The organism is Erythrobacter sp. Dej080120_24 (assembly GCF_036322605.1).
GTDB lineage: Bacteria > Pseudomonadota > Alphaproteobacteria > Sphingomonadales > Sphingomonadaceae > Erythrobacter > Erythrobacter aurantius.
Map to the genome: position 1 here is coordinate 1,732,956 of NZ_AP027262.1, position 14,675 is coordinate 1,747,630.

14 protein-coding genes and 1 pseudogene are annotated in these 14,675 nt (G+C 59.5%); 10 read left to right on the top strand and 5 right to left on the bottom strand.

The window, feature by feature from the left end; all coding sequences use genetic code 11:
• Positions 1–41 precede the first annotated feature (41 nt).
• Positions 42–2,015: a ParB/RepB/Spo0J family partition protein gene (locus AABA34_RS08300; RefSeq protein ID WP_338302218.1), complete on the top strand. Its 1,974-nt coding sequence runs from the start codon at positions 42–44 to the stop codon at positions 2,013–2,015.
• Between the two features lie 139 nt (positions 2,016–2,154).
• Here the strand turns inward: AABA34_RS08300 and AABA34_RS08305 are convergent, their stop codons facing one another.
• From AABA34_RS08305 to AABA34_RS08315, 3 genes are read right to left on the bottom strand one after another with little or no spacing between them, the layout of a single operon-like run.
• The gene (locus AABA34_RS08305) at positions 2,155–2,643 is read right to left on the bottom strand and encodes a shikimate kinase (protein ID WP_338302219.1); all 489 of its coding nucleotides are present in this window, start codon (positions 2,641–2,643) and stop codon (positions 2,155–2,157) included.
• Between the two features lie 35 nt (positions 2,644–2,678).
• Positions 2,679–4,412: a hypothetical protein gene (locus AABA34_RS08310; protein WP_338302220.1), complete on the bottom strand. Its 1,734-nt coding sequence runs from the start codon at positions 4,410–4,412 to the stop codon at positions 2,679–2,681.
• Positions 4,409–5,563, bottom strand: a complete 1,155-nt coding sequence (locus tag AABA34_RS08315; protein ID WP_338302221.1) for a hypothetical protein — start codon at positions 5,561–5,563, stop codon at positions 4,409–4,411. The genes AABA34_RS08310 and AABA34_RS08315 overlap by 4 nt, the downstream gene beginning before the upstream one ends.
• 117 nt (positions 5,564–5,680) lie before the next feature.
• Between AABA34_RS08315 and AABA34_RS08320 the strand changes: the two are divergent.
• A pseudogene (locus AABA34_RS08320) lies at positions 5,681–6,462 on the top strand (IS5 family transposase).
• Here AABA34_RS08320 and AABA34_RS08325 read toward each other — a convergent pair.
• Positions 6,430–7,242, bottom strand: a complete 813-nt coding sequence (locus AABA34_RS08325; RefSeq protein ID WP_338302222.1) for a hypothetical protein — start codon at positions 7,240–7,242, stop codon at positions 6,430–6,432. The pseudogene AABA34_RS08320 and the gene AABA34_RS08325 overlap by 33 nt on opposite strands.
• Between AABA34_RS08325 and AABA34_RS08330 the strand changes: the two genes are divergently transcribed.
• The 5 genes from AABA34_RS08330 (at position 7,241) to AABA34_RS08350 (ending at position 10,798) form a co-directional block, all read left to right on the top strand.
• Positions 7,241–8,170: an ArdC family protein gene (locus AABA34_RS08330; RefSeq protein WP_338302223.1), complete on the top strand. Its 930-nt coding sequence runs from the start codon at positions 7,241–7,243 to the stop codon at positions 8,168–8,170. The two genes, AABA34_RS08325 and AABA34_RS08330, sit on opposite strands and share 2 nt — an antisense overlap.
• Before the next feature lie 11 nt (positions 8,171–8,181).
• The gene (locus AABA34_RS08335) at positions 8,182–8,622 is read left to right on the top strand and encodes a hypothetical protein (protein ID WP_338302224.1); all 441 of its coding nucleotides are present in this window, start codon (positions 8,182–8,184) and stop codon (positions 8,620–8,622) included.
• Positions 8,623–8,841: 219 nt separating this feature from the next.
• Positions 8,842–9,777, top strand: a complete 936-nt coding sequence (locus AABA34_RS08340; RefSeq protein WP_338302225.1) for a DUF2493 domain-containing protein — start codon at positions 8,842–8,844, stop codon at positions 9,775–9,777.
• A 70-nt stretch (positions 9,778–9,847) separates the two neighbouring features.
• Positions 9,848–10,117, top strand: coding sequence for a hypothetical protein (locus AABA34_RS08345; RefSeq protein WP_338302226.1), 270 nt, complete (start codon positions 9,848–9,850; stop codon positions 10,115–10,117).
• A 282-nt stretch (positions 10,118–10,399) separates the two neighbouring features.
• Positions 10,400–10,798, top strand: coding sequence for a single-stranded DNA-binding protein (locus tag AABA34_RS08350; RefSeq protein ID WP_338302227.1), 399 nt, complete (start codon positions 10,400–10,402; stop codon positions 10,796–10,798).
• Positions 10,799–10,864: 66 nt separating this feature from the next.
• On the opposite strand, the gene AABA34_RS08355 is transcribed toward AABA34_RS08350, so the two are convergent.
• Positions 10,865–11,131, bottom strand: coding sequence for a DUF6437 family protein (locus AABA34_RS08355; protein WP_324827849.1), 267 nt, complete (start codon positions 11,129–11,131; stop codon positions 10,865–10,867).
• Positions 11,132–11,474: 343 nt separating this feature from the next.
• Here AABA34_RS08355 and AABA34_RS08360 point away from each other — a divergent pair, with 343 nt between their 5' ends.
• The 3 genes from AABA34_RS08360 to AABA34_RS08370 all read left to right on the top strand — a co-directional run bounded on the left by AABA34_RS08360 (position 11,475) and on the right by AABA34_RS08370 (position 14,661).
• Positions 11,475–11,696 (top strand): hypothetical protein, encoded by a 222-nt coding sequence (locus tag AABA34_RS08360; protein WP_338302228.1) that lies wholly within the window; start codon positions 11,475–11,477, stop codon positions 11,694–11,696.
• 596 nt (positions 11,697–12,292) lie between these two features.
• Complete coding sequence (locus AABA34_RS08365; RefSeq protein ID WP_338302229.1) at positions 12,293–13,465, top strand: site-specific integrase; 1,173 nt, start codon at positions 12,293–12,295, stop codon at positions 13,463–13,465.
• On the top strand, positions 13,462–14,661 hold the full coding sequence (locus AABA34_RS08370; protein ID WP_338302230.1) for a tyrosine-type recombinase/integrase: 1,200 nt from the start codon (positions 13,462–13,464) through the stop codon (positions 14,659–14,661). Before AABA34_RS08365 ends, AABA34_RS08370 begins: the two co-directional genes overlap by 4 nt.
• Positions 14,662–14,675: the final 14 nt, after the last annotated feature.

Consider the following 14,675-nt stretch of genomic DNA (forward strand, 5'->3'; position numbering starts at 1 on the left):
GTGATCTTCGCGTGCGCCTTCAATCCATCAGGAGAACACCCATGATCCAGTCGATCCCCTTGAAGAAGCTTGTCCCGAGCCCGCGCAACGTCCGCAAGTCGAGCGACGCGCTGGCCGACCTCCAGCTGCGGGCAGACATTGCCGCGCGCGGCCTGCTGCAGAACCTCGTCGTGCGCAAAGGAAAGCGCGGCAAGTTCGAGGTCGAAGCAGGCGGTCGCCGTCTCGCCGCGCTGCAGGCGCTTGCCGAAGAGGGCACCTTGCCGGAAAGCCACGAGGTTACTTGCCTCGTCATCGAAGGCGAGGAAAGCGAAGTGCGCGAAGCCAGCCTTGCCGAGAACTTCCAGCGCCTCGCGATGAACCCCGCCGACGAGGCGCAGGCCTTCGCTTCCATCATCGAGGCAGGGGCTACCACCGAAGATGTAGCGCGCCGCTTCGGCCTCACAGTCCGGTTCGTCGAAGGACGTCTGCGCCTGGCAAGTCTGGCACCCTGCGTCTTCGAAGCGCTCGCCGAAGGCACGATCACGCTCGACATGGCCAAGGCCTACGGCGCGATCTCCGACGTGGAGCGTCAGGCACATGTCTATGCCGAGCTGCAGGACGCCTGGTACCAGATCACGCCTGATACCATCCGCCGCATGGTGCTCGATGCCACGGTCCGCGGTTCCGATCCGCGTGCCGTGCTCGTCGGACGCGATGCCTACCTCGCCGCGGGTGGCCGGATTGAACGCGAACTGTTCGACGACGATGCCAGTGAAAGCTGGATCGATATCGCGCTGCTCGAGGACCTCGCGCACAAGGCCATGGACGAAGCCGCAGAAAAGACCGCACTTGAATATGGACTTGCCTGGGTTCGGCCGACGCTTGGCAACTACGTCAGCCATGACCTCATCGAAGGTCTGGGCCGCTTACCATGCGAGCCTGCACCGATGACCGAACAAGAAGCGCAAAAGCTCGGCGAACTTGAGGCCGACTACGACCGCGTCGCCGCCGTGCTCGAAGACGAGGACAGCGACGAGGATGAGGTCGCCAAGGCCGAACAGGAACTCGTGGTAATCGACCGCGCCATGCGCGCGATCAATGATCGGCCGCCGGTACTCGCCGACGAGCTGAAATCCGAAGCTGGCGCCTTCCTAGTCCTCTCGCGAAACGGCGAGCCGACATTGGTCCAGCAATACTACACCGAAACCGAAGTCATCGCTGACGAAGGCGTTGTCGAGGCAATCGAGGAAAGTGGAGCGGCGAAGCCCAAAGGGAGCTCGCTCTCACAGCGCCTGCTTGACGAACTGGCCATGCAGCGCCGCGACATCCTGGCGATCCATCTCGCTAACGATCCGGCCCTGGCGCTCGATTTCATGGTCTTCACGCTCGCCGATGCCGATGGGCATGATTGGCGCGCCAAGAAGGCGTCGTCACTGGTGGGTCCGGTGGCATCAGGTCCGGTTGCCGGGTTCGAAGCCAAGGACGCACCGGCAAGCGCTGCTTTGGCCGAGTTTGCCGGTTCGCTCAATGAAAGCTGGCGCGCGGGCGAGCGAGACGTAGAGCGGTTTGCCAGATTCCGGACGCTATCAGACGAGGCACGCTCGGCATGGCTTGGCCATGTCGTCTCGCGCACACTCGTTGCCAGCCTGGCCTGCGGAGGCGAGCGTTCGGTGCCGATGCACGAGGCGCTCGGCTCGCTCCTCGAAATCGAGACCGCGCATTGGTGGCGTCCCACGGCGAACAACTACTTCGACCGGGTGGCTAAGGCCCGCACGCTCGAAGCACTCGACGCCGCCGGCGGTCCCGATCTGGTCAGTCGCTATGCAGCCTCCAAGAAAACCGAACTGGCGAGCGCAGCCGAGCGCATCTTCTCGGGCAACTTCATCGGCGAGGCAGATATCAAGGAACGGGCGCAGGCCTGGGTGCCTGCGATCATGCGTTTTGCCGGTTCCGAAGTAGTCGAATTGGCCGACCACGAAGGGGACGAGGCGGTCAACGCCGAAGGAAATGACGAGATTGCCGAGCAGGCTGCCTGACCCCTCCTGACAGGTCCAGGTCACTCGGCAGGCGGTCCGTCCCTCTCGGGACGGGCCGCCTTTTCCATGTCAAATTTTGGGCCGTAACCGGAATGTCAGCACTCAGAATTCTGCGGCCCGAAGCAGACGTCAATCTCTTCTACCCCATTCGCCAGAATTCATAGTCAGCGTTGAGATGTGGCTGCCAGTCCTGATGGTAGATGCGCATTTCGCGACGTAGAAGCTCGCCACTAGCCCCCGGTATCTCGAGCGCGAGACCAGTTAATTCGTCTTCGTCAGCCCATCCGCAGGAAGCCATGTGTTTAACATAGATACTTACGTCGAGCTCGATTTCGGCCATCGCAAGCGCTTTGAGCAAGCAAATGCCCGAAATCACGAGCGGTCGCGGAGCTTCTGTGAGGGCTTTTGAGACTTCTGACATTCGAAGGTTCGAAACATATTTCTTCAAGTTTCGAGTAAGGGCCAAATCCAGATCGTAGGAAGACCCGCCCAGCTCCTCCGCTATAGATTTTCCGAGCGTGGTTTTCCCTACGCCCGTCCAACCGTCTATTCCAACAATTGAGGGGCTCTCTACCCGTCCGTAGAGTGCATGCACGAGTTCTTGTTTCTCTTTAAGAACGATGGGCATTCTGGCCCTTCCGATAATTGCCTAGGACCGAGCTGTCAGGATCCCACTTCGTCAGTCTCACTTTTCCAAAACATCCCAATCCAAACATTTGGTGGGACTGGCACGCGATAGTGGCGGCAAGCCATTAGCAATATGGGCCAATGTCCCATCTCGATTGCACTTAGTGAGTCGAAGTGGGTTGAAGTCTGACATTCTTGCTCAATTTGAGACCTTACCTCCGGCAAATCAGTCGCAATCGGCAAAGTGTTTAGCATTGCGCCATGCCGATCATCACCAGAGTAAAGGCGTGATTCGCTGGCCTCATCGGGAAACCATAGTTGGCAGTTGCAGTGAGACATTTCGTCCCGAATGAACGCTGGAAAATGCTCTGCCGTTTCCGTGGCACCGATGCAGTCAGCCCAAATAGCCAGTGTCGGCAAGAGCGTGCTTCCTGCTGTCTGCTCTTTTCGATACTCGTCCGTCCGTTCTCGGGGGTGATAGAGGAGTTCCCGATATGCCTCTTGGATCGTTGGGTAGCGGCTCTGCGTCAAATAGGTGAAACGGACGTTGGCTGCCAACGCATCAATCCAGTTGGCAGCGGCGGGTCGCCAACGCTCCTGCATTGAGAGGAGCAAGAGGGCCAGTGTAATGTCAATCGATTGCGAATCCTGCAATGGAGACAGCAATGCAGGATTGTTTCGGATCAGAAGAACCAGATTCTGGGTCAGGGCCTGTGTCTTGGAATCGTTCCAATTGTCCCGCGACTTTGGCAGGTGATCGGTGCCGGACTTTCGCCAAAGTCGCCAAAAGCCATAGATCGCAAAGCGACCGACGAGGTCGAAGAGCTTCAAATTCACGTCGACTGGTGACTGCGAATGAACGGCCATCGATATGGAATGAAGCTTGTCGACATGCGGAAAAATTTTGTCTTCTGCCAACGCTTCAAAGATTGTCTCACTCAAATCGACAAGCTCTCCGAAAGCCTCTCCAAGCTCTTCCGAAGCAGCCAATTTCTTCCCGAGGTGAGAATTGAACGCGCCCCAACAGCGGAGTATCGCCTCTTCACAGGCTAGATAAGCGCCTTCTACATTCTCGGCATCACGAGCCCAGACAAACAAAATCCACAAGCAGAGATAAAGTTGCCTGATCGCAGTGAGTCGCCCCTTGGATTTGGAGAGTCTCTCTTTAGCTTTGGGATCAGTGGGGTTGCATAGCTGTCGAATGAGGCGGGAGAAATGCTCATTACAAATCTCTGGCTCATCAACCATCGCTACGGCTTTTTGAAATGACGCCTTGAGTTCTTTCGAGCCAAGAGTGTCGCGAAGGATTCCGTTGCTAAGCATCCCCGCAATTTTGTCGCCGTTCCACTGTTGGAATGATATTCGGTCGTCCGTGTGTTCCTCAATATAGCCGGTAACGTTATCCTGCACCGCCTCATGAACATCGCCGCCAAAACACAAGCAGATGACGACTTTCAGCTTCTGGAATTCACGAGGCACTCGAAGGCGAAGATAGATTTGTCTGATCTCGTCGAGCGAAGGCCGCAAAGCTTGAGGTGATCCTTCCCAGTCCTGCCGAAGCAAGTCACCTTGCTTAACCGAGAGCAGAAAGAGCTTCTCTTCCCCTTCGTCCTTTCCGACAGCGGCTATGTCGACCCCGTACTGTCGGGTGCCAACACTTGGGCGCGAGAGGACATTGTAGCCGAGTTCGCATAACAGGTCAGGTAAGATGCGGTCGAGTTCCTCGCGCTCTCGCAGCGACGCCACATACTGCCGGATGATTAACTTCATCGTTGTCGCCGTTCAGTGCGGAAGGACAGAAGTTGCTGTTGTAATCCAACGGGATCAATGAGTTCCACTCTCGGAATTTCGATGCTGACGCCGTGCGGGTGCATTTCAGCCTCGATACGCCGTGGCTCTTCCTTGCCAATCCTATGATAACTTACGGACCGGTTTCCATAGAGAACGACAACCTTTGTGAAGAGATTTGCAAAGACGGACTTGTCGTTCACGGCCTTCCCGACTTTAGCCATTTCGTCGCTGTGTCGCTGGAACTCCGCTTGGCGCTGTCGCTCGGACGGATGCAATTCAGCAATTTTGCCAGAGTCCCGAAGGCCACGAAGGTATTCATCAACTCTTGCTTTGACTGCCTTGGCTACTGGTCGAGCTTTATCGCTCTTGTCTTTTGAGATCGGCTCTACCAGGCGCTCAGACACGCTAAGATAATTGATCGCGAGCGGATTGAAGAGCAACTCTTCCATTTCCCTCAATTCACTTTCAGGCGCAAAACGGCAAAGCGAGAAGACGATTGATGCCGAAGTGACAGGTTGCATGAAGAGGTAGCCAACCGCCTTTCGGGCCAGATAGCCGAAGTCAGCATCGCTGAGGCTGAACATTGCAAAATCAATGTCGCGGCGCTTCCCCTCCAACTCTTCTTTTTCCAAGAGATCACCGAGTTGATGACACAGGCTCGAGTTGCCATCGAGCAGCCAGCCTACCAGGAGGTCGTCTAGCTCCTTTGGCGATTGCTTGTTGAAGGCACGAATGACGGAATCGAGGCTCGTGATTTGAAAGTCTGATGGGTTCGCAGCGCCAAACCTCGTTACAAACGAGGCGACTTGTGCGCCCATACCTAACCCGATCATCTTCGCGAGGTTGACATCAACAATTTCGATTGTGCCCTTGTTCTCAAGATCAACCTTGACGAGTGCCTCAAGAATCTCAGCAACCAGATCTGCAGAGAACTCTTTAGATCGATCTAGAGCCCAAGCGCACTGGTGAAGGCCGAAGGGGCCAGTGGCTGCGACGACTAACTCTTGGAGCAAGGCGTCAGTCTTGTCCTTTTGCTCCTTGCCTGCGTCAACGATCAGTTCACTGGCGGCCGAGATAGCAGCTGCGATTGGTCCGTCGTCGCCAGATTTAGCAGCTGCTCTCAACGTCAAGTGCAGCCTCTGCCACTCATGCGTGTTCAAAGGTCGAATCTGACCTAGGCCGTGTTGACAAAAGGGATTCCCAAACGCCCCATGTTCTGATTCAAGACTGCTTTTTGAGGAGCAGTCATGGGTCGCGGGGATTTGTCGGATGCGGAATGGGAACTGATCGGGCCGCTACTTCCGCCTGAGCGGGGTCGCTGGGCGCGGCCAGCTGGCGATAATCGACGCTTCCTCAACGGCATGCTCCATGTGTTGCGGGTCGGCTGTCCCTGGCGCGACATGCACGAGCGGTATGGCAAGTGGAACTCGGTCTATGTCCGGTTCCGGCGCTGGGCCGGACAAGGTGTCTGGGATGCACTCCTGCAAACGCTGGTCGATCTGGGACTGACCGACGATTGGCAGCACATGATCGACAGCACCAGTGTTCGCGGCCATGTCTCGGCGGCGGGCGGAAAAGGGGGGCTTGTGCGAACGCTCTTGGTCGATCGCGCGGCGGCTTTACGAGCAAGATCCACGCCCGCTGCGACAATCAGGGACTGCCTCTCGGCTTCATCCTGACCGGTGGCGAAGCCTCCGACTACACTGCAGCCGAGCCGCTCATGGAGATCCCCATCGCCACGCCCAAGGCGCTGCTGGCGGACAAGGGATACGACGGTAATCGCTTCCGGGAAAGCCTGCTGATCCGGGGCATCCTGCCGATCATCCCGCCCCGCTCGAACCGCAAGGTGCCCGAGCACCCCGACTATCGCCGCTACAAGGACCGCAACCGCATCGAGCGCATGTTCGGCAAGCTCAAGCAGCAGCGTCGCATCGCCACCCGTTACGACAAGACCATCCTATCGTTCGAAAGCTTCCTCAACCTCGCCGCCGCCCGCCTATGGCTGAAGTCTTTTGTCAACACGGCCTAGAGCGCGAATTGCGGCTTCGCGATCCGCGTCAGTTCCATTCCGACCAATCTCGTGGCACCTCTTAAGAAACTTCTTCCGGTCAAAGGCAGCGCCCGTGCGAAGGGTGAGGGTCAAGAATCTGGCCGCTTCGTATTCGCCGCCCTCATACAACTCAAAAATCTCTGATGGCCTTGACGGATCGCCTTCGCACCATTCCGCTAGTGCTCGCGCTGGAAGCGCAGCGGCTCCGTCGTTCCCTCCAGCTTCGATCAGGCGATAAGTTGCCTTGATCATCGAATGGGCGTCGCTCTTCAGCTTCGGGATCAGCGAACAGTAAAGTGTTTGGCCGTCGAAGAATACAGGGCCAACTGCGGATTTGAGATCAGGCACGTCTAGTATGCCAAGAACATCAATCACGCCGTCATTATGCGCCTTTGCGAGAGCCTCTATGATTTTGTCATCGCGCCCCCAAGCGCGCGAATACTTGCCAAAGAGAATACCTAGGAGTTTGCCGCGCTTAAAGGTTCGAACGAGTTCAGCCTTAGAGGGAGGTTTCTGCTGCTGTTCGTCCGTTGCCATACGAATAGGAAGTAGCGTCAGCTTCGAGTCCAAGGAACAAGGAAAACCGGATTTGCCACAGGTCTGGCCTTGTGTAGTTGAACGACTTGTTTTGGATTGAGCATCAAGCGTGGTCAATGGCTGAAATGAGGGCGCATAACGATCATTATTGAAGGAGAGAGGAGGGAGCTTGCTCTTCCTGAGCCGGGGTATGTCCGTCCCGGCGATCAGGAGATCTCCCATGACCAAGTCCCGCCGCACTGCCTCTGCTTCGCCAGCCCAGCGCATCACCGCCGCCATTATCGAAAAGCTCGAGCAAGGGACAAAGCCCTGGGTCAAGCCGTGGCGCGGTGTTCCGGTCTCGCGGCCCTTGCGCTCTTGCGGGACGCCCTATCGCGGCATGAACACCTTCTGGTTGTGGATGGTAGCCGATGGCTGTGGCTATGCCTCGCCTTACTGGATGACGTACCGCCAGTGCCAGGCACTCGGCGGACAGGTCCGCAAGGGTGAGAAGTCGACCATCGCGATTTTCTACAAGAGCTACACCAAGGAGGTCGAAAACGCTGAAGGCGAGGCCGACACCGAAAACCGGCGCGTGCTTAAGGCCTACGCCGTGTTCAACGCTGACCAGTGCGATGGCCTCCCCGAGTTCTATCATCCCAAGCCATTCATTGCTGCGCTTGATCCCGAAGGACGCGAAGACCGGCTCGATGCCTTCTTTGCCCATATTGGCGCAGACCTGCGCCACCATGGTGCCCAGGCTTACTACGAACCGCAGCGCGACCGGGTTACCATGCCGCCAGCCGAGCTCTTCGAAGCCTATGACCACTACTACGCGACGCTCGCGCATGAGCTGTCGCACTGGACGGGGCATTCCTCGCGGCTCGACCGCGATCTCAAGAACCGGTTTGGCAGCGAGGCCTATGCTGCCGAAGAACTGATCGCCGAACTGTCCTCGGCCATTCTCGGGGCCGAACTGGGCCTTCCGGTCACCCACCTCGACCATCACGCCAGCTACATCGCGTCCTGGCTCAAGATCCTCAAATCGGACGAGCGCGCGATCCTGACTGCTGCGGCCAAGGCCGAGGAAGCGGCCGGCCTGTTGCTCGAACTTGGGGGTCATCAATCCCGTAAAAGCGAGGCCGACATCGATCTCGCAGATGCAGCCTGAGGAGCGGTGAGATGGGATGTTCCGTCAGCTATCCGAGCGGCTCCGTGGTGGCCTTTCGCCTGCTTGATGACGGCGAAGACGACGATGTCGAATGGATCTACGAGTGCCTCGTCGACGAGGTCATCGATACCACGAAGGCGACCTTTCCTTCTTTCGAGCGCTTCGATGGATGGCGCGGCCGCGAGGACCGTATCCTCCTGCGCAACGCCTTCGCCGATTGCGGCATATCGACCTGGTGCGGGCTCGCCGCGATCTGGCTCGCCGAGCGCGACGATGCCCGGTACTGGGAGGCCGATTTCTACAACCCACGAACGGCGAGGGCACGGCACTGGCTTGGCCAGGTCTCGGGACGGTTCATCGACCTGTTTGGTGAGTTGCGCCTGGTCGGGCGGTTCTCGAATGGCGAAGCGATCTTCGAGCGCTCCCGATCCACCAGCGACACCGGGTTCTGATCCTGCCTCATCCCAGTCCGCCGGGAGAGGCCCTTGGGCCGGTCGGGGCGCGCCGCAACCTGCGGCCCGTCGGCCCGTGTTGCCCGCGCCAGCCTAGGGCCGCAGGTTTCCCGCTGCGCGGTGCGTCTCGCCCCTTTCCCCGGCCCTGATCGGGCTCCGGCGGACAGGGCCGAGGCAATGGTGCCTCCTTTCCTTGTCCCCGCGATCAGGAGACACCCCATGTACGACAGCTTCATCGACCAGTTGAGCGGCCTTGACCTTTCAGGCCTCAGCATCAGGCCAGCTCCCTTCAACGAAACCGACTTTCCCTGCGAGGACGCGATCGACCAGACGCTTGGCGCCGTATGGTCCGACCTCTTCGCGATGTTTTCCGACACGGCCCTGGAAGCTGATGCCGAGGACATTGCCTGGGGCGTGGTCAATCTCTTTCACCGTGCCGCCAGCCGGAGGTCCGCTCAGCTCGACCGGGCCAGCGACGAGATCCGGGTCCTCCTCGCATCAGCCGATGGCTCCGAAGTGCACTCGAGCAATCTTGAAGAGCAGGTCGAACGTGCACAGGCCGCCGAAGCCAGCATGCTGGCCTTCGAGCAGATGCGTGAGGCTGCTGCAGCACTTTATCGCGACGAGACCGGTTCCTCTTGGAAGCCCGCTTCCGGCTCGCGGACAAGCCATTCGCGCCACCTCACATCGGCCGTAATTGATGCCCGCGACTTCCTCCGCGCACGCGCCGAGAACCGGCGTCACACCCTTATTCCGGAAGGAACTCCAATCGTCTTTGCCGGCGGTCGTCAGACCTTCGAGAATTCCGAGGATGCGCGCGTTTATGCCGACAATATCTGGGCGACGCTGGACAAGGTTCGCGATGTCGTTCCCGATCTCTTTCTGGTTCATGGAGGCGACGGCAAGGGTGCCGATCGCCTCGCCGCGAGCTGGGCTGAACGTCGCGAGGTCCAGCAACTAACTTATTCGCTCGATCGTCGGCTTGGTGCCCGCGCCGGGTTCAAGCGCAACGAGCAAATGCTTTCCCTCAACCCGCGTTATGTCGTCGCCTTTCCCGGCAATGGTGTGACCGAACGGCTTGTCATCGATGCCAAAACCCGCCGGATCACCGTGGTCGATCGCCGCGGCACGTTGGGCACCTCTCCTGGGTCCTGAGGAGCCCTTCATCACCTGCATCTTCATGGCTGGGATGTCCATTCGGCATAGACCTGGCTATGAAACGCTCATGCAACTTGACGATCTGCTGCAGCGCTACTTTGCAACCACCGACCTCTCCGGGGTTGCCCCCGACACGTTGTCAGCTGGCATCGAGCACTGCCAGGTCGATCTCGGCCTGGAGGAGGACCGGGGGAAGCGCTTTGCGCTGTGGTCATTCCTGCACATGTTCGGGTCCGCCCCCGATCTCGATGTGGCGTTCAAGAGCGAGGAAGACCGGGAAGCAGCCCGCAACTTCATGGATCTCTTAGCGGCATCGGAAGACGATGGGGTAAGCTGATTGCATTGAGGACACGCGAGCCTTCAGACCCACACCCGATACCCATCCGGCTTTCTTCGCGAACAGTCCTGAACCAGGTCAGCTGAGGACGGCAACCCGTTCCTTTCCGGCCGTGTGGTCGCGCTTCGCGCGCCTGCCCGCACCACCCGTCATGAACAGGTTTCCCTTGGCCCCCAGACAATGTCTGCTGGCCTGCGGTGCAGTCCTCCCATGCCCTGCTTCTTCTGAATGTTCGCAAGCCGGAGATGGTCTCCGGTTTGAGGAACTGAAGGAACTTTCATCATGACCAATATCGCAATCCTCACTGGCCGCATCGCCCGCGATCCGGAAACTCGCGAGACCAAGGGCGGCACCAATGTCACCGGGATCACCGTCGTCACCGATCGCCCCGCACGGGACAAGGACGGCAAGACCTACAAGGATGAAAACGGCTACACCGCCAAGGAAAGCGAGTTCCACCGGGTGACCTGCTTCAACGGCCTTGCCAAGACCGTCGGCCAATACTGCTCCAAGGGCCAGCTGGTCTCGGTCCAGGGCCGCATCCACTACACCCAGTGGGAGGACAAGGACGGGGTCACGCGCTACGGCACCGAGATCCTCGCCGACAAGGTCGACTTCCTCTCTCGCGGTAGTGGTTCGAGCGACGACAGCGACAATACCGACGCTCCCGAAATCGACTGAACTCTCCCGTCGATCTCCCTCGCGAAGGGGTCCTGTCCTACCGGACAGGGCCCCTTCTTACTGTTCCTACTCTTCTGATGACTCGTCGGTGCGAGAAGATGAGCGAGCCGGTGGAAGCAGCCTCCGCAGAGATGCTTCTTCGCCGAGCTTTCCGAGCTCTCCGGCAACTATTGCGAGCGCCTTCTTCGAGAAGGTCTCAAGTCCCGTGCCCAGGATGATGCGGCCCAGTTCAAGGGCGGCTTGCTCCTCAAGTTGCTTCTGGCGCTCGGCGAGTGCCAGCCGGTCGGATTCGAGTTTCCGGAGTGCTGCGACAGCGCTTCGTTTGGTTGGCATCGGGGTTCCTTTCCTGCACCCCTCGGTGGATCCTCTCTTCGATCAACATGCACCCGGGCACAGCCTGTAGGAAAGTCCAATCGCGCGGGTCGTCCCTTGCACTACGTAACGGAGCGGGGGAGGGGGCTGGCTCACCGAGTTCCAAGGGTGATGGGCATAGGGCCGGCGCGTCAAGGACGGCGGGGCCCCACCATTTTGCCTCCCCTGCGCTTTGCTCCGGTCCGACAAAATCGTTGCCCCCACCGCCGCTTCGCGGTCGCCCTCGGGGCGATCCCTGACCCGCCGGCCCCATGCCCCTCCGCCTGTTTCCTGTCGTCTCAGCGACAGGTTTCAGGAGGATATCATGACTGCACTCAGCACCTTGGACACGAACGCGCACAGCTATTTCGAAGCGCTTGCAGTTGCCGAAAGGCGCGCCCAGCACAGTTTCTTCGACCAGCACGTGGTGGAAGATGAAGACCTGGGCTACTTCGCCCTGGACGAGGGTGACTACAACGCGCTGCCTGCGCATCTCGCCAGCCGCGTGGTGCACACGGTCCATGGGGCCTTGCTGGACGAATACTGACGACCAAACGAGGGCAGGAGCCGGTGACGGTTCCTGCCCTTTTTTCGTGTTCGCTGGCACTGGAGCGGGACGAAATGTGGAGCGGGGCTGGGGACGCGCTCGGTCCCGCCCCGCCTTCGGCGGTGCTCCTGCGGGCGCGGCCATTTTTGTTCTGGGCCCCGCGCGCACTCCCGAGCGGCAGCGGGTCGGACCGGCACGGTGCCGCGGGAACCGACAGGCCCCGGTCCCGGACACCGCACGCGCTCCTTTGCCGCAGCCTTTACGGGGGTGCGGTCTTTGTGCGTGGTATTCTTTCAATTACAGATCAGGCTGGATTACGACCGCGAACTGGATGCTCGCGCCGCCAAGGGCTCAGTTGGAAAATGCCTTCGAGAAAGGAGCGAACATGATCACCGGATTTCGCCGCGCAATGGGGAACAGAATTGGCACACCGTACGCAGTAGCACTGCTGTGTTTTGGGGAAAAGTGCAATAAAATCAGTGCGCGAAACGCTCAAGGTGCTCGGCAGAGAGGGCGCTGTTGAATGCCGCCCGGTCCCCGCAAACGACAGTATTTCCAAGGGTTCTGGGGGCAGTTTGCATGAGGGCGAACGCCATATGGTCCCCAAACGTCGAAGGTCTGCGCGCAGAGCGCTTCTCGATGGCAATTTTGCCCGCCGCAAACTGCCGCTGCGTGAGCGCGAATACTGCATCTGGGACACCGAGCTTACGGGCTTTGGATTGCGCGTAAGGCCGAGCGGCAACTACTTCTGGTTCGTTCGCTTGCGGCATCGCGGCAAGCATCGGCGCATCACCCTTGGCCGAACCGACGAACTAGAGGCGGGACTGGCAAGGGCGCAGGCCCGGCGCATCCTCGCGGAAGCCGCGCTGGACGGATTGCCCAAGCGCGCCGTCGTTAAAGCTACCCCGACGATGACCGATTTCGTCGAAACCTATTGGGATGATCTATCCCGCGTCTGGAAGCCCTCGACCACCAAACGAAATTGGAATGCGTGGCGGCTCACCATCAAGCCCACATTTGGTGACACGCGCGTAGCGGACATCCTCCCACCAGACATCCACCGCTGGCGCGATGGATGCGCGGGAGAGAGCGAGGTGAAGTTCAATCGCGCCGTGCCCGTGCTGTCCGCGCTGTTCAAATATGCCGAAGCGCTCAAGATGCGTCGGCCAGGTTCGAACCCCTGCCGAGGGATGCCGCGCTACAAGCGGCAAAGGGTCGAGCGCTATTTGACGCCAGCCGAGTATCGCCGGATCGGAGCTGCATTGCGGGAGGCCGAGGCAGATCGACCAGCAGAGGTCGCAATCGCTCGCCTGCTACTGTTCACTGGCGCGCGCGTGGGCGAGATCAAGAATCTGCGCTGGGAGTGGGTGAAGCCGCCCCGGCTGCTGCTGCCAGACAGCAAGACTGGTCCCAAGTTGATCTGGCTGAACACACAGGCGCAGGATGTCCTCGCCGGGATCGAGCGGCGCGAGGGCAGCGATCTCGTTTTTCCGAACCGGACCGGAAAACGCCCGCTGAACTTCGATACCTGGTGGTACAACTTCCGGCGGCGGTGCGCTTTGCCCGACGTTCGCATCCATGATCTGCGCCACAGCTTCGCTTCAACAGCGATCATGGACAACGTGCCGCTATCGACCATTGGCAAGCTGCTTGGCCACAAGCTGGTCGAGACGACCGCAAAATATGCCCACCTGTCCGATGACGTAATCGGCGAAGCCGCCGAGCGAGTTTCCGGCTCGCTGGCGCAAGCGATTGGCCTCAGACCATGACCGCCACCAGTCTCAAGCGGATCGTCGAGGAGGCACTTGCCGAGGTCGGGGCAACGGTCAACTTCAAGCTTGTCCCGAAGGGAAAGGCGCGGACTACGACCTGGCTTGGTGTCGAGCACGGTTTTGGCATCCGCCACTATCCGAGCGGTCGCAACGTCTATATCGTCCAGACCCGCATGGCAGGCCGTATGCGCACGGTCACAATTGGGCCTGCATCGGTCCTAACTCGTTACCAAGCCCAGATGGTCGCGCGCCGCGTTATCGCATACGCGCAGGTCGGTCGCGATCCGGCGACCGAACGCCAGCGCATTCGGTCCGCGCCTAGCTTCGCCGACTTCGTGACCGAGTATTGGGATCGCTGGGCACCACGCTGGAAAGCATCGACGCTGGAAACGCACACTGGCTACCGCCGCCGCTATCTCGATGACGCCTTTGCTGGCATCTACATCGACGAGCTGAACGAGGAGCATGTCACGAGCTGGTTTGCACACCTCAACAATTGGACCGGACCGGGAGCCGCGAACCGGACCTTCGAAATCCTCAAACACATTCTGAACAAAGCAGAGGAATGGGGATACCGGCTCGAAAACACCAATCCCTGCCGTTCCGTTCGGCCCAACCGCAAGCGCCAGTGCGAGCGGTTCCTCACGAGCGAAGAACTCGCCCGTCTGGGTGCCGAGCTGGCGAAGTTGCGATCATCAGATGATCGCACGAAGCAATGCGCTGGCGCAGCCATCACGCTTCTGTTGCTGACCGGGTGTCGCAAGAGCGAAATCCTCACGCTTGAATGGGGCGACATTAAGGGCAACCGGCTGCACCTTCGCGACAGCAAGACCGGACCGCGAACGGTTTGGCTTGGCTCCGCTGCCCGCGAGGTGATCGCCGCGCTGCCTCGCTTCGAGAGGATTCCATACCCGTTCTGGAATTACAGCCACCGCAAGCAGCTTCGCTGCGTGAATGGCTTCTGGCGAAGGCTCAGAGACGAAGCAGGACTAACCGGCGTTCGCATCCACGACCTGCGTCACACCTTCGCCAGCCACGCAGCGATGAACAAGGAAACTCTGCCAATGATCGGGCGTCTACTTGGTCATGCTAATGTGCAGACTACGGCCCGATATGCCCATTTGGATGACGGACACCTGATTGAGGCAGTGCAGAAAATCGGAGATGCGGTTGAATCGCGGCTGCTTCAATGATGCGCAAATGAAAA